Origin of the sequence: Stenotrophomonas indicatrix (assembly GCA_041545745.1) — a bacterium.
Classification (GTDB): domain Bacteria; phylum Pseudomonadota; class Gammaproteobacteria; order Xanthomonadales; family Xanthomonadaceae; genus Stenotrophomonas; species Stenotrophomonas indicatrix_A.
The window spans coordinates 1,216,516-1,242,428 of sequence record CP168152.1; the positions used below are offsets into that span (position 1 = coordinate 1,216,516).

The following is a 25,913-nucleotide window of genomic DNA, read 5'->3' on the forward strand; positions in this document are numbered from 1 at the left end:
CGGCCCGGTGTCAGTGGTTTGTCAGCGTCCGTCCAGATCGTCATCGAAATCATGCCAGCGGCGGCCGTCGTAGGCCTCCAGCGGGCGGTAGCGCCGCTTGTAATCCATCTTCTGGTGCTCGCGTATCCAGTAGCCCAGGTACAGATGTGGCAGGCCCTCGCGGCGGGCCCACTCCAGCTGCTGCAGGATCGCGAACGTGCCCAGCCCGCGGGCGGAATGTGCGGGGTCGAAGAAGGTATAGACCGCCGACAGCCCGTGCTCGGTCACATCGGTCACCGCCACGCCCAGCAGCTGGCTGGGCTGGCCGTCATGGCCGGGCAGGCGCATTTCCATGAAGCGCGTGTGCGACCAGCTGCCGATCAGGAACTGCTCGAACTCGTGCGGGCCGTGGTCGTCCATGCCGCCCTTGGCATGACGATGTACCAGGTAGCGGTGGTACAGCTCGAACAGATCCTCTCGCGGCATGGCTGCAGTGATGCGCACTTCCAGGTCGGCATTGCGGGCGGCGCAGCGGCGCTGGCTGCGGTCTGGGGCGAAGCGCGCCACCGGGATGCGCACGGCGACGCAGGCGTGGCAGTTCGCACAGTGCGGGCGATAGACCAGATCACCGCTGCGGCGGAATCCCCAGCTCAGGGCAAGTGGATACAGCCCGCCGAGGCGACGGTCCTGCGGGTCCAGCACCAGATCGCGCGCGACCCGGTCCGGCCAGTACCCGCAGGGGTGCTCGCCGGTCTGGAACAGTCGCAGTTCGTCGTCTCTGTCGCCGTGTCTCGCCATGGGCACAGCATAGCTCCAGCCTGTCGCAATGGCCGCGACTGTCCGCCGGATGAATGGGATAGGCGGCTGCGTCAACCGAGGCTGTGGTCAGGCGTTCTTGTCCTCCGAGGGTGAGGTGTTCACCCCGATGCCAATCCCATTCCCAGGAGTGACCCCATGATCCGTACCCCCCTGCTGCTGGCCCTGCTGCTCGGCACTTCCGCGACCGGTATCGCCTTGGCCGCCGACACCCCGGCTGCACCGGCACAACGCCCGGCCAAGCTGGATACCAATGGCGATGGTGTCATCGACCGCAGCGAAGCGGCGGCCAACCCGCGCCTGGCCACAAAATTCGACGAGCTGGACAAGAACAAGGACGGCAAGCTCTCGCGTGATGAACTGCCGCGCTGGAAGCATGGCCGCCACGGTGGTCGCGGTGGCGAGCGTTGGGCCAAGCTGGACGCGAACAAGGATGGCCGCATCAGCCGTGAGGAAGCCAAGGCCGATCCGCGCCTGGCCGAGCGTTTCGACCAGCTCGACCTCAACAAGGATGGCTACCTGGACAAGGTCGACCGCGAGCTGCGCATGAAGCAGCATCGTGACGCTTGGTTCGCCGCGGCCGACACCAACAAGGATGGTCAGCTGAGCAAGGCCGAGTTTGATGCCGCCAAGGGCCCGATGCACGGTGGGCCGCGCCACGGCGGCCCGCGTGACGGCGCCGCGCCGAAGCCGCAGCGCAACTGATCGCGCACTCCCCAGGTACCTGCATCGCCGGCATCATGCCGGCGATGTTTGTTTGTGGGTCAGCCTAATGATTCCAGCCAGTGCACGCCAGCGATGGCCAGCAGCAGGAATACGCAGCAGCTGATGATCGCCGTTCGCCCGTACATGGATTCGTACACCCAGTTGCGGCCGGTGCGTCCCCGCCGTGCGTTGTCTCGGGCGATCAGTGGCGCCATGATCCGCTGCAGCGGCCCCAGGCACTGGTAGCTGACCACGCCCATGCCCAGCATCAACGACGAAGTGATCATCCACGTCGGCGCCTTCAGCATTTCCCCGATCAGCACCGCCAGGCAGATGCCCATCGCGGTGAAGGTGCTGTAGCGGACGAAGCGCATGATCTGCGCCTGCTCGGCTGGCGTTTCGGTGAAGCGCAGCAGGTAGCGGCCGCCCAGGTAGCAGCCGACGAAACCGCCCACCACGCCGCCGACCACCAGACCCGCGTTGAAGCCGTTGCCGACCAGCGGGCTTTCACCAATGGCCGCCGTAAGCGAACCCAGTGCCGTACCGCCGGCGGCACTCACACCGCCCAAGCCCAGCTTGCTACCGCCCACGCCGACGCCGGTGCCCAGCAGGATCGCTGCGCTGGCCGTGCCCGGTGCTGCCACCAGCACCATCGACACCACCGTCGTTGCAAACGCGGCACTGGGTGCACTGCTGCGTGCGAATTCGCCGAAGCGCTGCAGCAGGCCCTCGCGCACCTGCGCACGGGCACGCGACAGGCGCTTGCGTACTGCCGCGTCGCTCAGCCCGAGCAGGTCAGCGACCTGCTGCGAATGCTGGCCCTCGCGGTAATACAGCAGCAGTACTTCGCGGCTGTCGGCGGGCAGGGCGGAGATGATGTTCTCGGCGGCGATTTCCTCTTCCAGCCGCTGCAGGCGATCGGCCACGCCCGGGGTCGGATCCGCGGCCATGGTCAAGGCCACTTCGGCAGCCTCGCCGCTCAGCGGTCGGCCACGTTGCGCGCGCAGCCAGTCACGGGCGAGGTTGCGGGTGATCTGCCGCAGCCAGGGCAGGAAGCTGCTCGCGCTGCGCAGCTGGTGCAGCTGCTGCCAGCCCTTCACGAACGCTTCCTGGGCGATGTCCTCGCTGGCCTGGCGGTCGCCGGTGATGGCCAGGGCGATGGCGGTGACCGTGTTCTGGCAGGCCAGTACGATGCGCCCATAGGCATGCTGGCAACCGCCTGCCGCCGACGGCAGGTCGCGTTCCAAGGTCTCGTCGATGCTTGCGGCGAAGGTCGTCATGGCGGCGGGCTCCTGCAGGGATTGTGTCCCATGACGGAGCTGCGTGCGGATTGTGACCTGCCTTCTGCATGGTAGTGCCGGCCGCTGGCCGGCAACATCATGAGCCCATTCGGCGGGCTGTTGCCGGCCAGCGGCCGGCACTACTTCGCCGGCTGGATGCGGACCCGCACTTCCTCTTCTTCCGGCGGTGCCGGTGCGGTCGGCTGGGCTTGCTGCGGCTGGGCCTGCGGGGCGGGCACCGGGGCGGCGGGGGCAGGGGCGCCGCGATGGCGCAGGCCGATCACCAGCGCCACGCCGGCGATCACAACCAGCAGGGCGATGCGGATGCGCCAGGCCCAGCCACGACCACCGGCACTTTCCTGCACATCATCGCGGAAGGCGAATTCGGCGGTCGGGTGGTCACGGCGGGTGGTGTCGAGCAGGCGGGCGTCGCGCAGGATTTCGCGCGCGCGCGGCTGGTCGTCGGCGCGCACGACCCAGACTGCCGGGTAGGCGCCGGCATTGCCCAGGTCGGTATAGCTGAACTGGCCTCGGCGCCGGGTCTTGTACGAGCGCCCGTTGGTGACCTTCACCTGGATGTCGTGGCTGCGCAGGAGCTCGGCCACGCCTTCCACGGTTTCCACGCGCTGGCTGCTGAAAATCTGACGCATCTGATCAATCCTTGGCCGGCACGGCGGCCGCTGCTGCCTGGTCCGGAACCACGCGGATCAAGCCTTCCTGGGCGGTGCTGGCAACCAGTACGCCATCACGGGTAAAGAACTGGCCGCGGGCCAGGCCGCGCGAATCCTGCGCACTGGGGCTGTCCAGCGAGTACAGCAGCCAATCGTCGGCGCGGAACGGGCGGTGGAACCAGATCGCGTGGTCCAGCGAAGCCATCTGCACGTGCGGATGGTAGTAGCTGATGCCGTGCGGGAAGGTCGCCGTGCCCAGCAGGTGGAAGTCCGACGCGTAGGCCAGCAGCGCCTGGTGCAGCTCGGGAGCATCGCCTACACGCTCGCTCAAGCGCAGCCAGACCTGGTGGTAGGGCGGGCGCTTGGGCGGGTTCAGCTCATCGCGCGGATATACGTGGCGGAACTCGAACGGACCGCCGCGCGACAGCCAGCGCTGCACCTTGATCGGCAGGCGCTCCAGCACTTCGGCAGGCAACGGCCGGTTAGGTTCGATGTCTTCCGGCTGTGGCACTTCGGGCATCTTGTGCTGGTGCTCGGCACCGGATTCGGCCTGTTGGAACGAGGCGGCGCAGAAGAAGATCACCTTGCCGTGCTGGATGGCGGTCACCCGGCGCACCGAGAAGCTGCCGCCGTCGCGGGTACGGTCGACGTCGTAGACGATCGGATGGTCGATGTTGCCGGCGCGCAGGAAATAGGCATGCAGCGAATGCACATGGCGACCGTTGTCGACCGTGGCCTGGGCGGCCGCCAGGGCCTGGCCCAGCACCTGCCCGCCAAACACGTACTTGGTGCCGATGTCGCGGCTCTGGCCGCGGAACAGGTTGTCCTCCAGCCGCTCCAGGGTGAGCAGATCGATCAGCTCGGAGACGACGGGTTCGGGCGTGTCGTTCAAGGGGGCGGCCACAGCGATGAAAGAGGGCTCGATTATACCGGTGCCGGCCAGCCCATCAGCGGTAGTGCCGGCCGCTGGCCGGCAGCCTCGTGATCCTCCCGGGATGCCTGCGGTTGCCGGCCAGCGGCCGGCACTACCGTTTACTTGCCGAGGCGGGCGACCAGTGCATGCAGTGCGTTCTGCGCATCCGGGGCGAACCAGGCCTCGACGAAGCGGTCGAGCTGGATCAGGTCCGGGTGCAGGGCGTCGTGCAGCTCGGCGCGGGCGATGGCACGGGTCAGCAGCATCGGCTGCCGCGGCTGCTTCAGCAGGTCCTGCAGCCAGGCCACCGCACGTGCCGCCACCAGCTCGCCATCAACCAGTTCATCGACCAGGCCGATCTGCAGGGCCTGTTCGGCCGGTACCAGCGCGCCGGTGGCCAGCAGGACACTGGAGCGGTGTGCACCCACGGCACGGCGCAACAGGCGCTGGATGCCTTCCGGTGCGATCAGGCCGACCTGCACTTCGTTCAGGCCGATGGCGTAGGGGCGCGCCGGATCGGCACTGCGTGCCATCACCCGGTAGTCGCAGCACAGTGCCAGCACGCAGCCGCCCGCCGGTGCATGGCCAGTGATCGCCGCAACCACCGGGATGCGGCTCTCGGCCAGCGTACGTACAGCGCCGAAGAATGCGTTCCAGGTGTCCAGCAGCTTGTGCTTGTCATCACCATGCGAGAGCAGATGAGGTACGTCCATGCCGCCGGTGAAGATGCGCTCGCTGCCCGACAGCACGATGCCGTGCGCGTCCTCGGCCATCGCCAGTTCGATGGCATGGATCAACTGCCGGCACAGCTCGGTGTCCAGTGCGTTGACCGGCGGCCGCGCCAGCCGCAGTTCGCGGATGGGGCCATGGTTGATCACCTCGATGAGCGTCGTCATGCTGCGGGTCTCGTTGCGAAGAAGGAACCTGGGCGATGATAACCAAACCATGCGTTGGCGTACTGTTCGTGCTGTGTGCGCTTGCAACATCGGCGTCGGCGGCGGAACAGGGCTGCGTGACGGTGGAACAGGGCTGGGCGCGGATGCCGCCGAATCCGACGATGCCGATGACCGCCGGCTATGGCGTGATCCGCAACGGCTGCGCCACTGCGGTGACCATCATCGGTGCGCGCAGTGCGAGTTTCGGTGATGTGTCGTTGCACGAGACCCGGATCGTCGACGGGGTCAGCCGCATGCGTGCCGTTGAGCGTCTGCCACTAGCGCCGGGCGAACGCGCCGTACTCAAGCCCGGCGGCCTGCACCTGATGTTGATGGACGGCAGGCGCGTATTGGAGGAGGGGCAGCCGGTGTGGCTGCAGGTGCAACTGGAGGGTGGCACCGAAGTCAGCACGGCCCTGATAGTGCGCAAGGCCGCGAAATGAAGATGGGGTAGTGCCGGCCGCTGGCCGGCAGCACAGCTGATTGCCGGCCAGCGGCCGGCACTACCGACGAGGCTTACGACCAGTCGTACGAGAACAGCACCGTGCGGCTTTCCGGCTCGTACAGCATCACGATCGCATCGGCACCGGTTGCACACCAATTGTAGCCGGCCACTTCTGCCACGGCGAAGAACTTGTTTCCATCGCGGGTGATGATCGCGCACTCGGCATCGTCAGGCGCATGGCGGTCGTCGGCAGCCTCGGTGAACTGCAGCGCGAAGGCGGCGGGAATCTCCGCGGTTTCAATCCAGTTGCCGGTCGAGATCTGCCCGCCCAGCACGTCCAGGCAGGCCTGCTCGCCAGGCTCGCCATCGCCATAGCGCGAATAGCTGGCCAGGCGTCCATGCTGCTGGAAGTACGCGCGTGCCTTGTTGTAGCTCCCGCGCATCTCGGTGATGTGCTCCAGCGCGTCGTTGTCCTGCACCTGGTCGCCGATGAAGTAGCCCTCCTCACCGAGGAAACGCATGCGGTTGTCGGCGGTCAATTCAAAGGCGATCCAGTTGGTGCCGGTGAACGCGTTGTGGTGGTCTTCGGTGGTTTCGCCGATGCAGCCGTCGTAGGGTTCGATCGGGCACAGCATGGTGGCCACGCTGCCGGCCAGTTCCGGGCGCAGCACGCCGAGGTCGATCTTCAGCAACGGCAGCAGGTGCTGGCCAAGCCAAGCCTGGTCATCGGGGAACACATCGACGGGGAAGGGGACCATGCCGGGCAGCAGGTCGCGCAGTTCAGTCTGGTGGATCATGTCAGTCCTTTGAAGGGTGTCGGTCGTGCCGGCCAGCGGCCGGCACCACCTTCAGCTGGAAGCGTTGCGGATCGCGTCCGGCAGTGGCGCACTCTTGCCGGTCTGCGTGTCCATCCACACCACCACCACGTTGCCGTCCGAATACAGCCTCGACTCATCCTGCTGGTCGACGATGCGATGACCGATGGTCACGCTGCTGTTGCCCAGACGCTCGACGAACAACTCGACCAGGATGTCGTTGGGCCACACGATCGGCAACCGGTAGTTGACGTTGGTGGCAGCCACCACCGGTGCGATGCGGTCGGTCATCGACACGCCTTCCACGCCCAGCATCCAGCGCACGCGTGCCTCTTCCAGGTAGGAGATGTACTTGGCGTTGTTGACGTGGCCCATGCTGTCCATGTCGCGCCAGCGCACGCTGATCGGAATGCGGGCCAGGATCTTGTGTTCGCTGCTCATCAGGCGTCCTTTTTCTTCTTGGTGCCGCCGGCCGCGGCGGTCTTGCTGGCCTTGCCGGTGCTCTTGGCGGCCGCTGCCTTCTTCGCCGGCTTTTCAGGCTTCACCTTGCGCGGCGGGCGCGCATCGGGCTTGTTGGCCACGGCGGCCGGCTGGTCCGGTCGCGCATTGGTGGAGGGCAGCATCCGGGCGAGGAACTGGCCGGTATACGAATCCGGGCATGCAGCCACGTCTTCCGGCGTACCGGTCACCAAGACGGTGCCGCCGCGATGACCGCCTTCCGGACCCAGGTCGACGATCCAGTCCGCGGTTTTGATGACGTCCAGGTTGTGCTCGATCACCACCACCGTGTTGCCCTCGTCGCGCAGCTTGTGCAGCACGCCGAGCAGCGCTTCGATGTCGTGGAAATGCAGGCCGGTGGTCGGCTCGTCGAGGATGTACAGGGTGCGGCCGGTATCGCGGCGCGACAGTTCCTTGGACAGCTTCACGCGCTGTGCTTCACCGCCGGACAGCGTGGTCGCGCTCTGGCCCAGCTTGATGTAGCTCAGGCCGACATCGACCAGGGTTTCCAGCTTGCGGGCGATGGACGGCACCGGCTCGAACAGCTTCAATGCATCTTCGACGGTCATTTCCAGCACGTCGTTGATGTTGAAGCCCTTGTACAGGATCTCCAGCGTTTCGCGGTTGTAGCGCTTGCCATGGCAGACGTCGCAGGGAACGTACACGTCGGGCAGGAAGTGCATCTCGACCTTGATCAGGCCATCGCCTTGGCAGGCCTCGCAGCGGCCACCACGCACGTTGAAACTGAAGCGCCCCGGCGAATAGCCGCGCGCACGCGATTCGGGAACCTGTGCGAACAGTTCGCGCAGAGGGGTGAACAGGCCGGTGTAGGTGGCCGGGTTCGAACGCGGGGTGCGGCCGATCGGCGACTGGTCGATGTCCACCACCTTGTCGAACAGGTCCAGGCCATCGATCTCCTTGTAAGGGGCGATCGGGTGCGAGGCGCCGTTGATCTCGTTGGCGGCCAGTGAGAACAGGGTGTCGTTGATCAGGGTCGACTTGCCCGAGCCGGACACGCCGGTCACACAGGTCAGCAGCCCCGCCGGGATGGCCAGGTCCACGCCTTTCAGGTTGTTGCCGGTGGCGCCACGCAGATGCAGCGTCATCTTCGGGTTCGGCTTGTGCCGGCGCGCCGGGATCTTGATCGCGCGCTTGCCCGACAGATACTGGCCGGTCAGCGAGCGCGGTGCATCGAGAAGGTCCTGCAGGCTGCCCTGGCCGACGATCTCGCCGCCATGCACGCCCGCGCCCGGACCGATGTCCAGCACGTAGTCGGCCAGGCGGATCGCATCTTCGTCATGCTCGACCACGATCACCGTGTTGCCGAGGTCGCGCAGGCGGGTGAGGGTGCCCAGCAGGCGCTCGTTGTCACGCTGGTGCAGGCCGATGGACGGCTCATCGAGCACGTACATAACGCCCACCAGGCCGGCACCGATCTGGCTGGCCAGACGGATGCGCTGCGCCTCGCCACCGGACAGGGTGTCGGCTTTGCGCTCCAGGGTCAGGTAATCCAGGCCGACGTCGACCAGGAAGCCGAGGCGTTCGCCGATCTCCTTGACGATCTTCGCAGCGATCTCGCCGCGCCAGCCCGGCAGGCTCAGTTCGCTGAAGAACTTCAGGGCCTCATCGATCGGCAGCACCACCAGTTCCGGCAGCGGGCGGTCGGCCACGAACACGTTGCGCGCGGCCTTGTTCAGGCGTGCGCCGTTGCACTCGGGGCAGGCATGCTCGCTGATGTACTTGCCGAGCTCTTCCTGCACCGCCGCCGATTCGGTTTCCTTGTAGCGGCGTTCGAGGTTGGGAATGATGCCTTCGAAGCGATGCTTGCGCTGGGTGCGGCCACCGGCCTCGGTGAAATAGGTGAAGGTGATTGCTTCCTCGCCACTGCCATACAGCACGGCCTGCTGCACCTTGGCCGGCAGCGAGTTCCACGCCGCGTCGGTGTCGAACCTGTAGTGCTTGGCCAGCGAGGCGATCAGCTGGAAGTAATAGGCGTTGCGGCGATCCCAGCCGCGCACGGCACCGGCCGCCAACGACAGCTCGGGATGCACCACCACGCGCGAGGGATCGAAGAACTCGGCCATGCCCAGTCCGTCGCAGCCGGGGCAGGCGCCCATCGGTGCGTTGAACGAGAACAGGCGCGGCTCCAGTTCGGGCAGCGAGTAGTCGCAGACCGGGCAGGAATACTTGGACGAGAACAGGGTAGGGGTCGCACCGGCGTCGTCCAGCGACTGCACCGACGCCATGCCATCACCCAGCTTCAAGGCCGTTTCGAAGCTCTCGGCCAGGCGCTGCTTGATGTCTTCGCGCGGGCGGAAGCGATCGATCACCGCTTCGATGGTGTGCTTCTGGCGCAGTGCCAGCGGCGGCACCGCATCGATTTCGTACAGCTCGCCATCGACGCGTACACGCACGAAACCCTGCGCACGCAGCTGGTCGAACACCTGTGCGTGCTCGCCCTTGCGATCGCGGATCACCGGCGCCAGCAGCATGTACCGCTGTTCCGGGTCCAGCGTCAGCATGTGGTCGACCATCTGGCTGACCGTCTGTGCTTCCAGCGGGTAGCCGTGGTCGGGGCAGCGCGGGGTGCCGACACGTGCGTACAGCAGGCGCAGGTAGTCGTAGATCTCGGTGATCGTGCCGACCGTCGAGCGCGGGTTGTGCGAGGTCGACTTCTGCTCGATCGAGATCGCCGGGGACAGGCCTTCGATATGGTCCAGGTCCGGCTTTTCCATCACGCTCAGGAACTGCCGCGCATACGCCGACAGGGACTCGACGTAACGCCGCTGGCCCTCGGCATAGATGGTGTCGAACGCCAGCGACGACTTGCCCGAACCGGACAGGCCGGTGATCACGATCAGTTTGTCGCGAGGCAGGTCGAGGTCGATGTTCTTGAGGTTGTGCGTCCGCGCGCCGCGGATGCGGATGAAATCCATCGCCATGGGGAATCCGGTTGTGGGGGCGTGGCTGGGCCGCCGGGCCAGCGAAAGGGCGGCAATCGGTCAGCCTACCGAGGTGACCAGATGGGGGCAATGGGCGACAATGCCAGCCCGGTGTCTCACCTCGTGAGACCGGCCGACAGGCAGGGGTCAGATCCCTTTTCACGTGGTGAAAAGGGATCTGACCCGGTTCCGGCCCGGCCTCCAGAGTCGTTCAGTGGTTGACTTGACCCGTCCCCGCTGGTCCACGTACAATTCCGCTCCTGTCCGCCCTCGACGGCGGCAGTCCATAGACCACAATAACTACAGAGGAAGTCTGGTCATGTACGCAGTACTGGTCACCGGCGGTAAGCAATACCGCGTGGCGCAGGGCGAAAAGCTCCGCATTGAAAAGCTCGAAGTCGAAGTCGGCAGCGAGATCAAGTTCGACAACATCCTGCTGCTCGGCGACAGCGATGGCATCAAGATCGGCGACGCCCTGAGCGGCGCTGCGGTCACTGCCACCGTCCTGTCCCAGGGTCGTGCCGACAAGGTCCGGATCATCAAGTTCCGTCGCCGTAAGCACCACATGAAGCGCCAGGGTCACCGTCAGTACTACACCGAAATCGAGATCACCGGCATTGCCGGTGGCAGCAAGTAAGGAGATAGGTCATGGCACATAAAAAAGGCGTAGGCTCTTCGCGCAACGGTCGCGACTCCAACCCGAAGTACCTCGGCGTCAAGATCTTCGGCGGCCAGGCCATCGAAGCCGGCAACATCATCGTGCGTCAGCGCGGCACCCAGTTCCACCCGGGCACCGGCGTCGGCCTCGGCCGTGACCACACCCTGTTCGCCCTGACGGACGGCAAGGTGGAGTTCACCGTGAAGGGCCCGAAGAAGCGTCGCACCGTCAGCGTCGTCTCGGTCGAAGCCTGATAAGGCTGCGTCCGGCGCCCATGCCTCGGCATGGCCGTGCTGGATGAAGAGCTCGCTGCATGAAGAGCCCCGCTTCGGCGGGGCTTTTCGTTGGAATCAATGGTAAAACGGGCATCGCCCGGTTGTCGGCCAGCGGCCGGCACTACATCAAGGTGGCGGCGTGCATGCCGCGCCCATCGCAGGCATCGAAACAATGAAACTGGTAGACGAAGCAGAAATCGAAGTGTTCGCCGGCAACGGCGGCAACGGCTGCATTGGCTTCCGTCGCGAGAAGTTCATTCCGCTCGGCGGCCCGGACGGCGGCGACGGCGGTGCGGGCGGCAGCGTGTGGATCCGCGCCGACGAAAACCTCAACACCCTGGTCGACTTCCGCCATGACCGCATCTTCAAGGCGCAGCGCGGCGAGAACGGCATGGGCCGCCAGGCCTATGGCAAGGGCGGCGAAGACATGGTCATCACCGTGCCGGTCGGCACCGTGATCATCAACGTGGCCACCGATGAAATCATCGGCGACCTGACCCAGCACGGCGACCGCTTGCTGGTGGCCAAGGGCGGCCGCGGCGGCCTCGGCAACATGCATTTCAAGAGCTCCACCAACCGCTCGCCGCGCCAGGCGCTGCCGGGTGAGCCGGGTGAAGAGCGCACGCTGAAGCTAGAGTTGAAGCTGCTGGCCGACGTCGGCCTGCTGGGCTTCCCCAATGCCGGCAAGAGCACTTTGATCCGTGCGGTCTCGGCGGCGACGCCGAAGGTGGCCGATTACCCGTTCACCACGCTGTACCCGAACCTGGGTGTGGTGAAGGTGGAGAACTACCGCAGCTTCGTGATCGCCGATATTCCGGGCCTGATCGAAGGTGCGGCCGACGGTGCCGGCCTGGGCGCGCAGTTCCTGCGCCACCTGCAGCGCACCCGCCTGCTGCTGCACCTCGTCGACATCTCGCCGATGGAAGGTGGCGTGGAAGGCGTTTCCCCGGTCGAGCAGGTGCGTGCCATCGAGCGCGAACTGGAAAAACACGATCCGGAGCTGCTGGCCAAGCCGCGCTGGCTGGTGCTGAACAAGGCTGACCTGATGTTCGAGGACGAGGCCAAGGCCGCCGCCGAGAAGATCGTTGCCGAGCTGGGCTGGAAGGAGCCGTGGTTCCTGGTGTCCGCACTGGGTCGCGAAGGTACCTTCCCGATCATGAGCCGGATCATGGCGTTCTTCGATCGCCAGAAGGAAGACGAGCTCGAGGCGGCCCGCAACGCGCAGTAATGCCTGTTGTGGTTCCCGCGAAAAAACCCGGCTTCGGCCGGGTTTTTTGTTGGCCGCCGAATGGGGTCAGATCCCTTTTCCTGCGGAAAAGGGATCTGACCCCGGGCATCGGTAGCGCCGGGCGCCAGATTGCAGGCAACAAAAAACCCGGCCGAAGCCGGGCTTTTGCGTGCTGCCGGAGCCGGGGCTCCAGCAACCAACCGGATCAGGCGGCCTGGAGGGCCTTGATGCGGTCGTTCAGGCGGCTCTTGTGGCGAGCAGCCTTGTTCTTGTGGATCAGGCCACGCGCGCTGAAACGATCCAGGATCGGCTGGGCAACGGCGAAGGCGGCTTGAGCGCCGGCGGCATCGTTGGCGTCCAGCGCCTTGATCACTTTCTTGACAGCGGTGCGCAGCATCGAGCGCTGAGCCACGTTGCGCGCGTTGCGCACGACGGTCTGCTTGGCGCGCTTCTTGGCGGACTTGATATTGGCCACGGTGGTGGTTTCCTGAAAAATCGGTGTTATGGGAACAGCAAGCTAGCTAGTATGATGGCGTAAGAAATGTACGTCAAGTCGATTGTCAAGAGGGACGTTGAGTGAGTTCACCCAAGATGTTGCGGGGCCTGCTGTCGTTCAGCAGCATGACCATGGTCTCGCGGGTTCTCGGCCTGGTCCGGGACCAGGTGGTGACCTCGACCTTCGGCACCAACGCCATCACCGATGCTTTCTGGGTCGCCTTCAGGATACCCAATTTCCTGCGCCGGCTGTTCGCCGAGGGCTCCTTTGCCACCGCATTCGTGCCGGTGTTCACCGAGGTGAAGGAAACCCGCAGCCACGCCGAGCTGCGTGAACTGATGGCCCGCACCGCCGGCACCTTGGGCGGCGTGCTGATGCTGGTCACGGCACTGGCGCTGATCTTCGCGCCGCAGCTGGCTTCGGTCTTCGCCAGTGGCGTCGACACCGACCCTGCCAAGCAGGGCCTGCTGATCGACCTGTTCCGCCTGACCTTCCCGTTCCTGCTGTTCGTCTCGCTGACCGCCCTGGCCGGCGGTGCGCTGAACAGTTTCCAGCGCTTCGCGATGCCGGCGCTGACCCCGGTCATCCTCAACCTGTGCATGATCGCCGGCGCGCTGTGGCTGGCGCCGCGGCTGGGCGGCACACCGGAAAAGCAGATCCTCGCCCTCGGCTGGGCCGTGCTGGCCGCCGGCCTGCTGCAGCTGCTGTTCCAGCTGCCTTCGTTGAAGGGCATCGACCTGCTGACCCTGCCGCGCTGGGGCTGGAACCATCCGGGCGTGCGCAAGGTGATGACGCTGATGGTGCCGACCCTGTTCGGCTCGTCAGTGGCACAGATCAACCTGTTGCTGGATACCGTCATCGCCGCCAAGCTGACCGATGGCTCGCAGTCCTGGCTGTCGCTGGCCGATCGCTTCCTGGAACTGCCGCTGGGCGTGTTCGGCGTGGCCCTGGGCACGGTGATCCTGCCGGCGCTGGCCCGGCACCATGTCAGCACCGACCGCGAAGGCTTCTCACGCTCGCTGGACTGGGGCCTGCGCATGACCCTGCTGATCTCGGTGCCGGCCATGCTGGGCCTGCTGCTGCTGGCCGAGCCGCTGATCTCCACGATCTTCCAGCACGGCCAGTTCACCGCCTTCGACACCCGCATGACGGCGCTGTCGGTGTACGGCCTGAGCTTCGGCCTGCCGGCCTTCGCGCTGCTGAAAGTGGTGCTGCCAGCCTTCTATGCGCGCCAGGACACCAGGACGCCGGTGCGTGCCGGTGTCGCCGCGCTGGTGGCCAACATGGTGTTCAATTTCGCCCTGCTGGCGGTGCTGTACCAGGTGATGGTGCCCGATGAGCTGAAAGCGCAGGGGGTGATGGCCGCCCTTGGCAAGCAACCCGGCCTGCACCTGGCGCTGGGCATTGCCAGCGCGCTGTCCAGTTACCTGAACCTGGGGCTGCTCTGGTACTGGCTGGGCAAGACCGATGTCTACCAGCGGCGCCCGGGCTGGGGCGGCTACCTGCTGCGTCTGCTGCTGGCGTGCACGGCGATGGTCGGCGTGCTGCTGGCCCTGCTGTACTGGCTGCCGGGCTTCTCGTCGATGGGCGTGTGGGAACGGATCGGCGCCCTCGGCCTGCTGGTCGGCGGTGGCGGGATGACCTACCTGCTGGCGATGGTGGCGATGGGCTTCCGTCCGCGCGACCTGCGTGGGCATTGATCGTGGCTCCCGGCGGCTATACTTCAGGGTTACACCATTGAAGGGGCGGGCTGCGGCCGGCCGGAACGAGAGTTGATGAGCAGGCTGTTCAGAAGCGTCGAGGGCGGGGAGTTGTTCCCCAACGGAAGCGTGGTCTGCATCGGTGCATTCGACGGCCTCCACCTGGGCCATCGTGCGCTGGTGCGGCACGCGGTCGCGCGTGCGCGCGCCTTGGGTGTGGCTGCGGTGGCGGTGGCCTTCGAGCCCCTGCCGCGTGAGTTCTTCGCCCAGGGTACGCCGCCGCCGCGGTTGACCCTGGCCCGCAGCAAGGTCGAGATCCTGCACGAACTGGGCGTCGATGCGATCGGCCTGCTGCGCTTCGACGCGGCGATGGCGGCGATGCCGGCCGAAACCTTCGTGCGCCAGCTGCTGGCCCAGCGCCTGAACGCCCGTGAGGTCTGGATCGGGCCGGAGTTCTGTTTCGGCAACCGTCGCCGTGGCGATCTGGCCCTGCTGCAGGCGCTGGGCGCCGAGCTCGGTTTCAGCGCTGGCGAAATCGAAGCGGTCGATCTGCATGGTGATCGCATCTCCAGCACCCGGATCCGCCAGCTGCTGCAGGAAGGCGACTTCGCCCGCGTCGGCGACCTGCTGGGTCGTCCCTATTCGATCAGCGGGCGGGTGGTGCGCGGGCGCCAGCTCGGCCGTACGCTGGGCTTCCCCACCGCCAACCTGCGGTTCCCGAAGACCCCGGCACTGTCGGGCATCTACGCGACCTGGGTGCACGGGGTGTTCGACCAGCCGTGGCCGTCGGTGTCCAGTTTCGGCACCCGGCCGACCGTGGACGGCGTGGAGCCGCTGCTGGAAGCGCATCTATTCGATTTCCAGGGCGACCTGTACGGGCGCCACATCGAAGTCGAATTCGTTGCCAAGCTGCGTGACGAAGAGAAATTCAACGATCTGGCGGCGCTGACCGACCAGATGCACCGCGACGCCGAACAGGCGCGTGCCATCCTTTCCGAACATAGATTGCGAGCCACTGCGTGAGCCAGGACTACAAGACCACCCTCAACCTGCCGGCCACCGAATTCCCGATGCGCGGCGACCTGCCCAAGCGCGAGCCGGGCATTCTGGCGCGCTGGGAAGAGCAGGGGCTCTACCAGCAGCTGCGCGACAACGCCGCCGGCCGCCCGCTGTTCGTGCTGCACGACGGCCCGCCGTACGCCAATGCGCGCATCCACCTGGGCCATGCGGTCAACAAGATCCTCAAGGACATCATCGTCAAGTCGCGCTACCTGGCCGGCTTCGATGCGCCCTATGTGCCGGGCTGGGACTGCCATGGCCTGCCGATCGAAATCGCGGTGGAGAAGAAGTGGGGCAAGGTCGGGGTGAAGCTCGATGCGGTCGAGTTCCGGCAGAAGTGCCGCGAATTCGCCGAGGAACAGATCGACATCCAGCGTGCCGACTTCAAGCGCCTGGGCGTCACCGGCGACTGGGACAACCCGTACAAGACCCTGAGCTTCGATTTCGAGGCCAACGAGATCCGCGCGCTGTCCAAGATCGTGGCCAACGGCCATCTGCTGCGCGGCGCCAAGCCGGTGTACTGGTGCTTCGACTGCGGCTCGGCACTGGCCGAGGCTGAGATCGAGTACCACGAGAAGACCTCGCCGGCGATCGACGTCGCCTACGCCGCGCGTGATGCGCAGGCGGTGGCGCAGGCGTTCGGCGTCAGCCTGCCGGCCGACGTGGAAGTGGCCGTGCCGATCTGGACCACCACGCCGTGGACGCTGCCGGCTTCGCTGGCGGTGTCGCTGGGCGCGGACATCCGCTACGTGCTGGCCGAAGGCCCGGCGCACAAGGGCAAGCGCCGTTGGCTGGTGCTGGCCGCTGCACTGGCCGAGCGCTCGCTGCAGCGTTACGGCGTGGACGCGGTGGTGCTGCACGGTGAGGCCGAAGGTTCGGCGCTGGAAAACCAGCTGCTGATCCATCCGTTCTATCCGGAGCGCGAGATCCTCGTGCTCAACGGCGAACACGTGTCCGACGAGGACGGTACCGGTGCGGTGCACACGGCCCCCGGCCACGGCCAGGAAGACTACGTGGTCAGCCAGAAGTACGGCCTGCTGGAGAAGTACAACGCTGGCCAGATCAATCCGGTCGACGGTGCCGGCGTGTACCTGGCGTCCACCCCGCCCGCCGGTGACCTGGTGCTGGCCGGTACCCACATCTGGAAGGCGCAGCAGCCGATCATCGAAGTGCTGGCCGCCAGCGGCGCGCTGCTCAAGGCGGTGGAAATCGTGCACAGCTATCCGCACTGCTGGCGCCACAAGAAGACACCGCTGGTGTTCCGCGCCACCCCGCAGTGGTTCATCTCGATGGACAAGGCCAACCTGCGCAACGATGCGCTGGCCGCCATCGACACCGTCGGCTGGTTCCCGAGCTGGGGCAAGGCGCGCATCCAGAGCATGGTCGATGGCCGCCCGGACTGGACGATCTCGCGCCAGCGCACCTGGGGCGTGCCGATCGCACTGTTCACCCACCGCCAGACCGGCGAGATCCACCCGCGTTCGGTGGAGCTGATGCAGCAGGTCGCCGACCGCGTTGAAGCCGAAGGCATCGACGTGTGGTACTCGCTGGATGCGGCCGAACTGCTGGGCGCTGAAGCGGCCGACTACGAGAAGGTCACCGACATCCTCGACGTCTGGTTCGATTCCGGCGTGACCCATGAGGCGGTGTTGGCCGCACGTGGCTTCGGCAAGCCGGCCGACCTGTACCTGGAAGGCTCCGACCAGCATCGCGGCTGGTTCCAGTCCTCGCTGCTGACCGGCGTGGCCATCGACAAGCGCGCGCCGTACAAGCAGTGCCTCACCCACGGTTTCACCGTGGACGAGCACGGCCGCAAGATGTCCAAGTCGCTGGGCAACGGCATCGAACCGCAGGAAATCATGAACAAGCTGGGCGCGGACATCCTGCGCCTGTGGATTGCCTCGGCCGACTACAGCAACGAGATGTCGCTGTCGCAGGAAATCCTCAAGCGCACCGCCGACGCCTACCGTCGCCTGCGCAACACCGCCCGCTTCCTGCTGGGCAACCTGGATGGTTTCGATCCGGCCCAGCACCTGCGCCCGCTCAACGAGATGGTCGCGCTGGACCGCTGGATCGTGCATCGCGCCTGGGAGCTGCAGGAGAAGATCGAGGCGGCGTATGACAACTACGACATGGCCGAGATCGTCCAGCTGCTGCTGAATTTCTGCAGCGTGGACCTGGGTTCGCTGTACCTGGACGTGACCAAGGACCGCCTGTACACGATGCCGACCGATTCGGACGGTCGTCGTTCGGCGCAGAGCGCGATGTACCACATCGCCGAAGCGTTCACCCGCTGGGTGGCGCCGATCCTGACCTTCACCGCCGATGAGCTGTGGGGGTATCTGCCGGGCGACCGTGCCGGCCACGTGCTGTTCACTACCTGGTACGAGGGCCTGGCTCCGCTGCCGGCCGACGCACAGCTCAACGCGGCCGACTTCGACCAGCTGCTGGCCCTGCGCGAGCAGGTGGCCAAGGTGCTGGAGCCGATGCGCGCCAATGGTGCGATCGGTGCCGCGCTGGAAGCGGAGATCACCATCGCCGCCAGCGAAGAGCAGGCGACCCGCTGGCAGCCGCTGGCCGATGAACTGCGCTTCCTGTTCATCAGCGGCGACGTGCAGGTGCGTCCGGCGACCACCGACGAGGTGTTCGTCAGCGCGCAGCCGACGACGAAGAACAAGTGCGTGCGCTGCTGGCACCACCGTGCCGACGTTGGCAGCAATGCCGACCACCCGGAACTGTGTGGCCGCTGCGTGACCAACGTCGCCGGTGCCGGCGAAGTGCGGAGCTGGTTCTGATGGCCGCCGCGCGCCCGCATCCCAATGCGCTGATCTGGCTGCTGCTGTCGGCAGTCATCATCGGCCTGGACCAGTGGTCGAAGGCCTGGGTGCTGTCGAGCCTGCCGGAGTTCCAGCCGGTGGTGGTTATCGACGGCTTCTGGAACTGGTACCGCACCTACAACACCGGGGCTGCGTTCAGCTTCCTGAGCGATGCCGGTGGCTGGCAGAAGCACTTCTTCACCGTGCTGGCGATCGCGATCAGCGGTCTGATGGCCTGGTGGCTGCGCGCTACCGCTCGTGGCAACTGGAAAGCCGCCGTGCCGTACGCGCTGATCATCGGTGGTGCGATCGGCAACGTGATCGACCGCCAGGTGCACGGCCACGTGGTGGATTTCATCCAGTGGTACGTCGGCGAGCATGCCTGGCCGTCGTTCAACATCGCCGATTCGGCCATCGTGGTGGGTGCCGTAGGCATCGCCCTGTTTGGCCTGTTCGACGGCAAGTCCGCCAAAAAGGCGGATAATGCCAACCCGAAACCGTAAGCCGGCCGCTGCCGGGAGACTGAACTGATGGATGTGCTGCTCGCCAACCCGCGTGGATTCTGTGCCGGTGTCGATCGTGCGATCGAGATCGTCAAGCGCGCGATCGAAACGCTGGGCGCGCCCATCTATGTCCGCCATGAAGTGGTGCACAACCGCTTCGTGGTCGATGACCTGAAGCAGCGCGGCGCAATCTTCGTCGAAGAACTCGACGAAGTGCCGGACAACAACACCGTCATCTTCAGCGCCCATGGTGTTTCCCAGGCCGTGCGCCTGGAAGCCGAGCGTCGTGGCCTGAAAGTGTTCGACGCCACCTGTCCGCTGGTGACCAAGGTTCATTTCGAAGTCGCCCGTCACTGCCGTGCCGGACGTGACGTGGTGCTGATCGGCCATGCCGGCCATCCGGAAGTGGAAGGCACGATGGGCCAGTGGAACCGCGAAGCGGGCACCGGCCAGATCTACCTGGTCGAGGACGTGGAGCAGGTGGCCACGCTGCACATCAACCAGCCGGAAAACTTCGCCTACACCACCCAGACCACGCTGTCGGTGGACGATACGCGCGGCATCATCGAAGCCATGCGCGCGCGCTTCCCGGCGATGCAGGGGCCGAAGAACGACGACATCTGCTACGCCACGCAGAACCGCCAGGACGCCGTGCGCGACCTGGCCAAGCGCTGCGACCTGGTGCTGGTGGTCGGTTCGCCGAACAGCTCCAATTCCAACCGTCTGAGCGAGCTGGCCCGCCGTGAAGGCGTGGAGAGCTACCTGATCGACGGTGCGCACGAGATCGACCCGGCCTGGGTGCTCGGCAAGCAGCATATCGGCGTGACCGCCGGTGCGTCGGCACCGCAGGTGCTGGTCGATGGCGTGCTGGCGCGTCTGGCCGAGCTGGGGGCTTCCGGAATCGGTGAGCTGGACGGCGAGCCGGAATCGATGGTGTTCGCGCTGCCGAAGGAACTGCGCCTGCGCTTGGTCGACTGACCGGCAGCGCTATTGGTGGGTGCAAACCTTGGTTCGCACGGCTTCGGGATGCTGTCTGCCTTCGACGTCGCTGCGGTGAGGCTTTGCTGCATCAGGCCGATGCGCTACCGACCATGACCTTCGGCCATGGGGCTCGGCACCTCACAGGCCTAGCATCGGGGAATCCTCTGCTGCTGGAAGTCGCCTGATGAAAACCCGTGCCCTGGTGATGTCCGTGCTGTTCGCGCTGGCAGCCACGCCCGCGCTGGCGCAGACCCCGCCACCGGGTGATGCCGCCGCCCCCGGCCTGCTGCGCATCGACGTCGATGCGCGCGACCTGGCTCGGCGCATCTTCAAGGTGACCGCCGCCGTGCCGGCCAAGCCCGGCCCGCTGACCCTGCTGTACCCGCAGTGGATTCCCGGCAACCATTCGCCCACTGGCCCCATCGACAAGCTGGCCGGCCTGCGGGTGACCGCAAACGGCAAGCCGTTGGCGTGGCAGCGTGACCAGTTCAACGTGTACGCGTTCAAGGTGGAGGTGCCGGCGGGCGTGAGCGAGATCGTCGCCCACTTCGATTTCCTGTCTTCGCAGGGCGGCAGCCAGGGCCGGGTGGTGATGACCCCGGAAATGCTCAACCTGCAGTGGAACGCCAATTCGCTGTATCCGGCCGGCGTAGACGCGCGCAACCTGCAGGCACAGGCCAGCGTGACCCTGCCCAAGGGATGGGCCTATGCCACCGCGTTGGAAACCGCACGTCGCGATGGCGACACCGTGGTGTTCAAGCCGATTTCCTATGATCACCTGGTCGACTCGCCGTTGTTTGCCGGTGAGCATCACCAGCGCATCGACCTCGACCCGGGCGCGAAGGCGCCGGTGCATCTGAACGTGTTTGCCGACGATGCCAAATCGCTGAAGCCGACCGACGCGCAGTTGAAGGTGCATCGTGCGCTGGTGCAGCAGGCGGACAAGCTGTACGGCGCGCGTCACTACGACCACTACGAATTCCTGCTTGCTCTGACCGATCGTCTCGGCGGCATCGGGCTGGAGCACCATCGCTCCAGCGAGAACAGCGCCGATCCAGGCTACTTCACCGAGTGGGACAGCAATGCCTGGATGCGCGACCTGCTGCCGCATGAGTACACCCACTCGTGGAACGGCAAGTACCGTCGCGGCGCCGACCTGGCCACGGCCAATTTCAATACGCCGATGGGCGATAGCCTGTTGTGGGTGTACGAGGGCCAGACCCAGTTCTGGGGCCAGGTGCTGGCCGCGCGTTCGGGGCTGTGGTCCAGCGAGCAGGCGCGCGACATGCTGGCCAACGTGGCGGCCACCTATGATCGTGGTCGCCCGGGCCTGGCCTGGCGACCGCTGCAGGACACCACCAACGATCCGACCATCGCCCAGCGTCGCACCCTGCCGTACCGCAACTACCAGATGAGCGAGGACTACTACTCCGGCGGGCAGATGCTGTGGCTGGAGGTGGAGGGCAAGCTGCGTGGGTTGACCGGCAACCGCCGCAGCCTGGATGATTTCGCGCGCGCGTTCTTCGGCGTCGGCAACGGCGATTGGGACGTCAGTCCGTACACCTTCGATGACGTCGTGGCGACCCTCAACGACATCGCGCCGTACGACTGGGCGAGCTTCCTGCGCCAGCGCCTGGACGGACACGGTTCGTTGACCGGCGGCCTGGAACTGGCGGGATGGAAGCTGGTCTACCGCGATGCGCCGAACGAGGCCTACAAGGCACAGGAAAAACGTGCGAAGGCAGCGCTGCTGGCCTACTCGCTGGGCGCGACGGTGCTCGACAGCGGCGTGGTCGGCGATGTGGTCTGGGACAGCCCGGCGTTCAATGCCGGCCTGGCGCCGGGGATGAAGGTGATCGCCATTGGCGGTCGCGAGTACAGCAGCCAACGCTTGAAGGATGCAGTTGCTGCAACGGCCACTGACAAGGCGCCGATCACACTGCTGGTCAAGCAGTTCGACCGCATCGATACGATGAAGATCGATTATCACGGCGGCCTGCAGTATCCGGTGCTGGAACGCATTGCCGGCCGCCCGGACCGCCTTGCAGAGCTGTGGAAGGCACGATGAGCCTGCGCACGCGCACGCGCGATGGGGTGATCCTGATGGTGGCCGTGCTGGCCATCGTCGGCGCCTACCTGGACGGCGACGGGCGTTGGTTGCACTGGTTGGCCAAACCGGCAACCACGTTGCTGATCGCCGCCATCGCTTGGCAGGCGCGGCCGGCGGCCGATGCGTTCTACCGGCGCGCGGTGCTGGTCGGCATGCTGTTGTCCTGCGTGGGCGACATCGCGCTGATGTTGCCGGTTGACGCGTTCGTGCCGGGCCTGGTGGCCTTCCTGCTGGCGCATCTGTGCTACATCGCCGCGTTCCGTGCCGGCGCGCGCGCGGGCCGCGGACTGCTCGCTGCCTTCGTGCTGCTTGCCGCATTCGCTTCGATCAACGTGGCCGGCCTGTGGCCGCATCTGCCGCTGCCGCTGCGCATTCCGGTGTTGGCCTACGTCGTGGTGCTGGCCGCCATGGCAGTGCTGGCACTGGCGCGTTACTGGAAGCGGCCGCACGCCGATGCACTGGAAGCGGGCAGCGCCCATTGGGCCGCCGGTGGCGCACTGCTGTTCGTGGCCAGTGATTCATTGCTGGCATGGGATCGCTTCAGCGGTGGCCTGCCGTTGGCCAGCCTGCTGGTGCTGTCCACCTACTACGCCGCGCAGTACGCCATCGCCCGCTCGGTAAAGTAAAAAGGGGACGGCGGGGATCAAGTCGCTTCCGCCCTCGTACTGCCTGGCACGACTTAATCCCCGCCGTCCCCTTTTTCGATGTCGGTGGCGCTGTCGCAGGTGCGTTGTGGTGCGCACAAGCGATCCAGCAGCGCCAGGGTGACGCCGTTGCTCCAGCCGAAGCCATCCTGCAGCGGGTATTCGCCGCCGCCACCGCCGCCAGCGGAACCGTCAACCACATACTTTTCCACCAGCTTGCCTTCGCGGTCGTAGACCGACTGCACGGTACGCAGGAAGCGCACGCCAAGTTGCCGCGCCAGCCGCTGCTGACCGTAGTGCTGCAGGCCATCCACCGCCACCCACTGCAACGGTGCCCAACCATTGGGTGCGTCCCATTGCTGGCCGGTGCTGAGGGTGGTGGTCAGCAACCCACCTTCGCGCAATAACTGTGCTTCCACGGCGTTGGCAGTGCGTCGCGCCTGGGTGCGGTCGGCAATCTGCAACCACAGCGGATACAGTGCCGCGGCGGTCAGGGCAGGACGGGTGATGCCGTGGTCCATATCGCGGTCCACATACCATCCCTGCGCGGAATCCCAGAGATGGTCGTTGATGGCAGCGCGGCGTGCAGTCGCTTGGCGTGCGTAATCGCGGGCGTCGTTGCGCAGGCCCGCGGCCCTGCTGGCCCGCTGCAGGGTCAGCTCAAGCTGGTGCAGCAGGCTGTTGAGGTCCACAGGAATGATCGATGTGGTGCGGATGCTGGCCAGAGACGCGGGATCATCCAGCCAGCGGGAACTGAAGTCCCAGCCGGATTCGGCGCCAGCACGCAGGTCGCGATACACCTGCGATGGCGCACGCCCAGAGACATGCGAAGCGGTAGCCAGATCATCGGTCCACGATTCGGTACGCGGCACGGCCCGCGCGTCCCAGTAGCGATTGAGCAGGCTGCCGTCGGCCAACCGCACCACGCGTTCGCGTGCCGCCCCCGACGCCAGGCCATCGGCACCGCGCATCCAGAACGCATGCTCGATGCGCAGTTGTGGCAGGTAGCGTCGATAGGCACCGTCGCCTTCGTGGCTGACCAGCAGCTCGACCATCAAGCTGAAGAACGGCGGTTGCGAGCGGCTGAGGTAGTAGCTGCGGTTGCCATTGGGGATGTGCCCGTACTGATCAAGCTGCCAGGCGAAGTTGTCGACCATGTCGCGCACCTGCTGCCAGCGACCACTGGAGGCAAGGCCGAGCATGGTGAAATAGCTGTCCCAGTAATAGACCTCGCGGAAGCGCCCGCCCGGCACCACGTAAGGGTGGGGCAGTGGCAGCAGCGAGCCACGTGGGTCCACCGCCGGGGTCTGCCGGGTCAGCACCGGCCACAGTCCTTCGATGTGTGCACGCAGGGTCTCGCCGGCTGGCGGCACGTAGCGCGGAGCCTCGCCCGGCACATTGAAGGCGGAGGAGACGAAGTCACGCAGGGTGTAGCCGGGCTGTTGCCGCGCACGCTGCCAGTCGGCCAGCACGACGGCGGGCTCGCGCTGCGGCACCGCATCGGCGAAGGTTTTCTGGTCGGCGAACAGCTGCGCGCGCTGTACCTGCTGGAACAGCGGCTGCAGCTGCTGGTCAGGAGGAGCCGCCGCCGCTCCGGTATCGACTGCGCCGGCAGCGCCGATGCAGGAAACCAGGGCCAGCGTGGCACCCACCAGATGGATCGAAAGGCGCATGGAGGGGCTTCCTTGTAACAATGGAAGCACTGTAGGTCAGCGGCCGTGAAAGCAGGCGCAGGGCTACTGCAGGTTGCCCTTGGCATCGAAGCGCAGGCGCACGGTCTGGTGGTCGCCGGCTACTTCATCCGGCAACCACACCAGCTTGCCGCCCTTGCGGATGACCACATACACATGGCCGACGTCGGCGGGCGTACGCATCAGTGCATTGCGCTGTTGCTGCAGGGCCTGCACCACGCGTGGCACGGCATCGAAATCGATGTTGGCCAGTGCGGTGCTGCTGCGGCGCAGGGTGATGGTCGGCGCGAACTGTTGCGGATTCACCGCGTCGCCCTTGCGCCACTGCCCGCGTTGGTAGTGGTAAGCATCCACATGGCCCGGCTGCTGTGGATCGACCAGGTCGATGTCGATGCGGCCGTCGTCATGGAAGTGGATGCTGTGGAAGACGATCAGGCGTTCACCGACCAGACCGGGCATCGCCTCCAGAGCCTGCCGTGCAGCCTGCAGGCGCTCGGTGTCGAGCAGCAGGTTGGGCCGCGCGCGCCTTGGCAGCTGCATCGCTTCGGGCGCTGCCCGTGGCGTGGCGATGGCCGCCGTACGCAACGGTTGTTCCCAAGGATGCTGCTGCGTTGCATCTGCAGGCGTGGTCGATATGGCGCCACGCAGGGTCGCATCGACGGTCTGCAGTGCGCCGCCCGCCGTGGCGGCACCGGCCAGGGCCAGCACTACGCCAGCAAACACCAGCGGCGTGGACACGGGCCGCTTCACGGGTGCTCCATGCGCACGCTGCGGCGATCATCCGGGTCGTAGAGGATGTCGACCTGCCCACGTGGGATGTTGGCCAGTTCGAGCAGCGCAACGAAGCGGCGCACGCTGGCGTGCTGCACGTTGCCCTCGCGGTCGAGATATTCCAGCTTGAACTCCACCTGCGGTTGTTCGTTGACGTAGGTGCCGGTCTGGCGCACGTCGAGCACCCGCGCTTCGGCACCGATGCCGCGGTACTTGAGGGCTTCGCTGCGCGCGTCGATCTGCAGTGTGCCGGCCAGCAGTCGCGCCAGCAGGCGCAGGGCGATCAGGTAGCTGCACAGCACCAGCGGGCAGATCAGCAGTGGATGGCCGAAGCCCAGGAACGTCCAGCCCATTCCATCGCTTTGCAGCCGGTAGGCCATGACGTACGCGGCAGCGACCCCGACGATGCCGACCAGGCCGCCGATGGCACGGCGCCACAGGCTGGCGCGGTCCAATTCCGGTTGCGCTCCTTCCAGCATCAGATTGGGCGATGTGCCCGGCGTGCGGCTGAGCAGCACATCCACCTGGCTGCCCACGGCAAAACGCTGCAGCTGTGGCTTGCTGTCGACCACGATCATCGTTTCGGTGATCGGCGTGCCGGACAGGTTGTCGAAGGCCAGTTGCAGCCGCCACTGCGCGAAGCCACGCACCTGCACGCCGGTCTGTTCGGCCTGCTCGATGCGTGCGCTGCGTGGCTCGCCGTCGGCGATGATGCTGCGCACGCGTTGCAGTGCGCGCGGTGGCGCCAGCAGCAGGTAATGCAGGAATGCGTAAAGCAGCACCAGCCACAGGGTCAGCGACGTCGCCAGCAGGCCCAGTGCCAACCCTGGCGCGCTGCGGTCGCCCACGTCCAGCGGCCAGCTGGTGCCAAAGTAGATCAGGCAGGGGAAGGGCAGCGCGAAGAACAGCATGAGCGCGCCCAGGAACCAGAGGTAGGCTTTCATGACTCGCCTTCGACGCCGTGGAACAGGCGGCGTAGGGT

At 66.2% G+C, this 25,913-nt stretch carries 25 protein-coding genes; 13 read left to right on the plus strand and 12 right to left on the minus strand.

Annotated features, from left to right (window positions below; all coding sequences use genetic code 11):
• Nucleotides 1-21: 21 nt before the first annotated feature.
• Complete coding sequence (locus ACEF39_RS05595; RefSeq protein WP_500287240.1) at nt 22-777, minus strand: arginyltransferase; 756 nt, start codon at nt 775-777, stop codon at nt 22-24.
• Nucleotides 778-933: 156 nt separating this feature from the next.
• On the opposite strand from ACEF39_RS05595, the gene ACEF39_RS05600 reads away from it, so the two are divergent.
• Nucleotides 934-1,500 carry an EF-hand domain-containing protein gene (locus ACEF39_RS05600; protein ID WP_500287241.1) on the plus strand — a complete coding sequence of 189 codons (567 nt, stop codon included), beginning with the start codon at nt 934-936 and terminating at the stop codon, nt 1,498-1,500.
• A gap of 59 nt (nt 1,501-1,559) precedes the next feature.
• On the opposite strand, the gene ACEF39_RS05605 is transcribed toward ACEF39_RS05600, so the two are convergent.
• The 4 genes from ACEF39_RS05605 to ACEF39_RS05620 all read right to left on the minus strand — a co-directional run bounded on the left by ACEF39_RS05605 (nt 1,560) and on the right by ACEF39_RS05620 (nt 5,260).
• A complete protein-coding gene (locus ACEF39_RS05605; protein WP_500287242.1) occupies nt 1,560-2,780 on the minus strand; it encodes an RNA polymerase sigma factor in 1,221 nt (406 codons plus the stop codon).
• A 140-nt stretch (nt 2,781-2,920) separates the two neighbouring features.
• Nucleotides 2,921-3,430, minus strand: coding sequence for a pathogenicity-like protein (locus ACEF39_RS05610; RefSeq protein ID WP_500287243.1), 510 nt, complete (start codon nt 3,428-3,430; stop codon nt 2,921-2,923).
• 4 nt (nt 3,431-3,434) lie between these two features.
• Nucleotides 3,435-4,355, minus strand: a complete 921-nt coding sequence (gene tesB, locus ACEF39_RS05615; RefSeq protein WP_406779147.1) for an acyl-CoA thioesterase II — start codon at nt 4,353-4,355, stop codon at nt 3,435-3,437.
• A gap of 128 nt (nt 4,356-4,483) precedes the next feature.
• Entirely contained in the window at nt 4,484-5,260 is a 777-nt protein-coding gene (locus ACEF39_RS05620) for an enoyl-CoA hydratase/isomerase family protein (RefSeq protein WP_500287244.1), read from the minus strand.
• Nucleotides 5,261-5,295: 35 nt separating this feature from the next.
• On the opposite strand from ACEF39_RS05620, the gene ACEF39_RS05625 reads away from it, so the two are divergent.
• On the plus strand, nt 5,296-5,742 hold the full coding sequence (locus ACEF39_RS05625) for a copper chaperone PCu(A)C (protein WP_500287245.1): 447 nt from the start codon (nt 5,296-5,298) through the stop codon (nt 5,740-5,742).
• Nucleotides 5,743-5,815: 73 nt separating this feature from the next.
• On the opposite strand, the gene ACEF39_RS05630 is transcribed toward ACEF39_RS05625, so the two are convergent.
• Genes ACEF39_RS05630 through uvrA form a run of 3 tightly spaced genes read right to left on the minus strand, consistent with a single transcriptional unit; the run spans nt 5,816 to nt 9,999 of the window.
• A complete protein-coding gene (locus tag ACEF39_RS05630; protein ID WP_500287246.1) occupies nt 5,816-6,541 on the minus strand; it encodes an enolase in 726 nt (241 codons plus the stop codon).
• A gap of 51 nt (nt 6,542-6,592) precedes the next feature.
• Nucleotides 6,593-7,000: an acyl-CoA thioesterase gene (locus ACEF39_RS05635; RefSeq protein WP_089239570.1), complete on the minus strand. Its 408-nt coding sequence runs from the start codon at nt 6,998-7,000 to the stop codon at nt 6,593-6,595.
• Nucleotides 7,000-9,999, minus strand: a complete 3,000-nt coding sequence (uvrA, locus tag ACEF39_RS05640; protein ID WP_500287247.1) for an excinuclease ABC subunit UvrA — start codon at nt 9,997-9,999, stop codon at nt 7,000-7,002. The genes ACEF39_RS05635 and uvrA overlap by 1 nt, the downstream gene beginning before the upstream one ends.
• Nucleotides 10,000-10,318: 319 nt before the next feature.
• On the opposite strand from uvrA, the gene rplU reads away from it, so the two are divergent.
• The 4 genes from rplU to obgE are packed head-to-tail and all read left to right on the plus strand — an operon-like array spanning nt 10,319 to nt 12,160.
• Nucleotides 10,319-10,636 carry a 50S ribosomal protein L21 gene (rplU, locus tag ACEF39_RS05645; protein ID WP_004148331.1) on the plus strand — a complete coding sequence of 106 codons (318 nt, stop codon included), beginning with the start codon at nt 10,319-10,321 and terminating at the stop codon, nt 10,634-10,636.
• 11 nt (nt 10,637-10,647) lie between these two features.
• Complete coding sequence (rpmA, locus tag ACEF39_RS05650) at nt 10,648-10,911, plus strand: 50S ribosomal protein L27 (RefSeq protein WP_025873853.1); 264 nt, start codon at nt 10,648-10,650, stop codon at nt 10,909-10,911.
• A 59-nt stretch (nt 10,912-10,970) separates the two neighbouring features.
• Nucleotides 10,971-11,108, plus strand: coding sequence for a hypothetical protein (locus tag ACEF39_RS05655; protein ID WP_157804331.1), 138 nt, complete (start codon nt 10,971-10,973; stop codon nt 11,106-11,108).
• A complete protein-coding gene (gene obgE / locus ACEF39_RS05660) occupies nt 11,105-12,160 on the plus strand; it encodes a GTPase ObgE (RefSeq protein WP_025873852.1) in 1,056 nt (351 codons plus the stop codon). Before ACEF39_RS05655 ends, obgE begins: the two co-directional genes overlap by 4 nt.
• A 205-nt stretch (nt 12,161-12,365) precedes the next feature.
• Here obgE and rpsT read toward each other — a convergent pair whose 3' ends face one another.
• Entirely contained in the window at nt 12,366-12,635 is a 270-nt protein-coding gene (rpsT, locus tag ACEF39_RS05665) for a 30S ribosomal protein S20 (RefSeq protein ID WP_025873851.1), read from the minus strand.
• A gap of 116 nt (nt 12,636-12,751) precedes the next feature.
• Here rpsT and murJ point away from each other — a divergent pair, with 116 nt between their 5' ends.
• The 7 genes from murJ (at nt 12,752) to ACEF39_RS05700 (ending at nt 22,451) form a co-directional block, all read left to right on the plus strand.
• On the plus strand, nt 12,752-14,356 hold the full coding sequence (gene murJ, locus ACEF39_RS05670) for a murein biosynthesis integral membrane protein MurJ (protein WP_500287978.1): 1,605 nt from the start codon (nt 12,752-12,754) through the stop codon (nt 14,354-14,356).
• A gap of 75 nt (nt 14,357-14,431) precedes the next feature.
• A complete protein-coding gene (locus tag ACEF39_RS05675) occupies nt 14,432-15,379 on the plus strand; it encodes a bifunctional riboflavin kinase/FAD synthetase (protein ID WP_025873849.1) in 948 nt (315 codons plus the stop codon).
• Nucleotides 15,376-18,210, plus strand: a complete 2,835-nt coding sequence (gene ileS, locus ACEF39_RS05680) for an isoleucine--tRNA ligase (RefSeq protein ID WP_500287248.1) — start codon at nt 15,376-15,378, stop codon at nt 18,208-18,210. Before ACEF39_RS05675 ends, ileS begins: the two co-directional genes overlap by 4 nt.
• Nucleotides 18,210-18,734 (plus strand): signal peptidase II, encoded by a 525-nt coding sequence (gene lspA / locus ACEF39_RS05685; RefSeq protein ID WP_099783243.1) that lies wholly within the window; start codon nt 18,210-18,212, stop codon nt 18,732-18,734. The genes ileS and lspA overlap by 1 nt, the downstream gene beginning before the upstream one ends.
• Before the next feature lie 27 nt (nt 18,735-18,761).
• A complete protein-coding gene (ispH, locus tag ACEF39_RS05690; protein WP_500287249.1) occupies nt 18,762-19,712 on the plus strand; it encodes a 4-hydroxy-3-methylbut-2-enyl diphosphate reductase in 951 nt (316 codons plus the stop codon).
• Nucleotides 19,713-19,899: 187 nt separating this feature from the next.
• A complete protein-coding gene (locus ACEF39_RS05695; protein ID WP_500287250.1) occupies nt 19,900-21,783 on the plus strand; it encodes a M61 family metallopeptidase in 1,884 nt (627 codons plus the stop codon).
• A gap of 2 nt (nt 21,784-21,785) precedes the next feature.
• The gene (locus ACEF39_RS05700; RefSeq protein WP_500287979.1) at nt 21,786-22,451 is read left to right on the plus strand and encodes a lysoplasmalogenase; all 666 of its coding nucleotides are present in this window, start codon (nt 21,786-21,788) and stop codon (nt 22,449-22,451) included.
• Between the two features lie 53 nt (nt 22,452-22,504).
• Here the strand turns inward: ACEF39_RS05700 and treA are convergent, their stop codons facing one another.
• The 3 genes from treA to ACEF39_RS05715 form a co-directional block, all read right to left on the minus strand.
• The gene (treA, locus tag ACEF39_RS05705) at nt 22,505-24,142 is read right to left on the minus strand and encodes an alpha,alpha-trehalase TreA (protein ID WP_500287251.1); all 1,638 of its coding nucleotides are present in this window, start codon (nt 24,140-24,142) and stop codon (nt 22,505-22,507) included.
• A 63-nt stretch (nt 24,143-24,205) separates the two neighbouring features.
• The gene (locus ACEF39_RS05710; RefSeq protein ID WP_500287252.1) at nt 24,206-24,910 is read right to left on the minus strand and encodes a hypothetical protein; all 705 of its coding nucleotides are present in this window, start codon (nt 24,908-24,910) and stop codon (nt 24,206-24,208) included.
• Nucleotides 24,907-25,875 carry a hypothetical protein gene (locus ACEF39_RS05715; RefSeq protein WP_500287253.1) on the minus strand — a complete coding sequence of 323 codons (969 nt, stop codon included), beginning with the start codon at nt 25,873-25,875 and terminating at the stop codon, nt 24,907-24,909. Before ACEF39_RS05715 ends, ACEF39_RS05710 begins: the two co-directional genes overlap by 4 nt.
• Between the last annotated feature and the right edge of the window lie 38 nt (nt 25,876-25,913).

Bases quoted from the DNA above. Each gene is read 5' to 3' on its own strand.
- ACEF39_RS05595 (WP_500287240.1), bottom strand. From the start codon at position 777: ATGGCGAGACACGGCGACAGAGACGACGAACTGCGACTGTTCCAGACC.
- ACEF39_RS05600 (WP_500287241.1), top strand. From the start codon at position 934: ATGATCCGTACCCCCCTGCTGCTGGCCCTGCTGCTCGGCACTTCCGCG.
- ACEF39_RS05605 (WP_500287242.1), bottom strand. From the start codon at position 2,780: ATGACGACCTTCGCCGCAAGCATCGACGAGACCTTGGAACGCGACCTG.
- ACEF39_RS05610 (WP_500287243.1), bottom strand. From the start codon at position 3,430: ATGCGTCAGATTTTCAGCAGCCAGCGCGTGGAAACCGTGGAAGGCGTG.
- ACEF39_RS05620 (WP_500287244.1), bottom strand. From the start codon at position 5,260: ATGACGACGCTCATCGAGGTGATCAACCATGGCCCCATCCGCGAACTG.
- ACEF39_RS05625 (WP_500287245.1), top strand. From the start codon at position 5,296: ATGATAACCAAACCATGCGTTGGCGTACTGTTCGTGCTGTGTGCGCTT.
- ACEF39_RS05630 (WP_500287246.1), bottom strand. From the start codon at position 6,541: ATGATCCACCAGACTGAACTGCGCGACCTGCTGCCCGGCATGGTCCCC.
- ACEF39_RS05635 (WP_089239570.1), bottom strand. From the start codon at position 7,000: ATGAGCAGCGAACACAAGATCCTGGCCCGCATTCCGATCAGCGTGCGC.
- uvrA (WP_500287247.1), bottom strand. From the start codon at position 9,999: ATGGCGATGGATTTCATCCGCATCCGCGGCGCGCGGACGCACAACCTC.
- rplU (WP_004148331.1), top strand. From the start codon at position 10,319: ATGTACGCAGTACTGGTCACCGGCGGTAAGCAATACCGCGTGGCGCAG.
- rpmA (WP_025873853.1), top strand. From the start codon at position 10,648: ATGGCACATAAAAAAGGCGTAGGCTCTTCGCGCAACGGTCGCGACTCC.
- ACEF39_RS05655 (WP_157804331.1), top strand. From the start codon at position 10,971: ATGAAGAGCCCCGCTTCGGCGGGGCTTTTCGTTGGAATCAATGGTAAA.
- obgE (WP_025873852.1), top strand. From the start codon at position 11,105: ATGAAACTGGTAGACGAAGCAGAAATCGAAGTGTTCGCCGGCAACGGC.
- murJ (WP_500287978.1), top strand. From the start codon at position 12,752: ATGTTGCGGGGCCTGCTGTCGTTCAGCAGCATGACCATGGTCTCGCGG.
- ACEF39_RS05675 (WP_025873849.1), top strand. From the start codon at position 14,432: ATGAGCAGGCTGTTCAGAAGCGTCGAGGGCGGGGAGTTGTTCCCCAAC.
- lspA (WP_099783243.1), top strand. From the start codon at position 18,210: ATGGCCGCCGCGCGCCCGCATCCCAATGCGCTGATCTGGCTGCTGCTG.
- ispH (WP_500287249.1), top strand. From the start codon at position 18,762: ATGGATGTGCTGCTCGCCAACCCGCGTGGATTCTGTGCCGGTGTCGAT.
- ACEF39_RS05695 (WP_500287250.1), top strand. From the start codon at position 19,900: ATGAAAACCCGTGCCCTGGTGATGTCCGTGCTGTTCGCGCTGGCAGCC.
- treA (WP_500287251.1), bottom strand. From the start codon at position 24,142: ATGCGCCTTTCGATCCATCTGGTGGGTGCCACGCTGGCCCTGGTTTCC.
- ACEF39_RS05715 (WP_500287253.1), bottom strand. From the start codon at position 25,875: ATGAAAGCCTACCTCTGGTTCCTGGGCGCGCTCATGCTGTTCTTCGCG.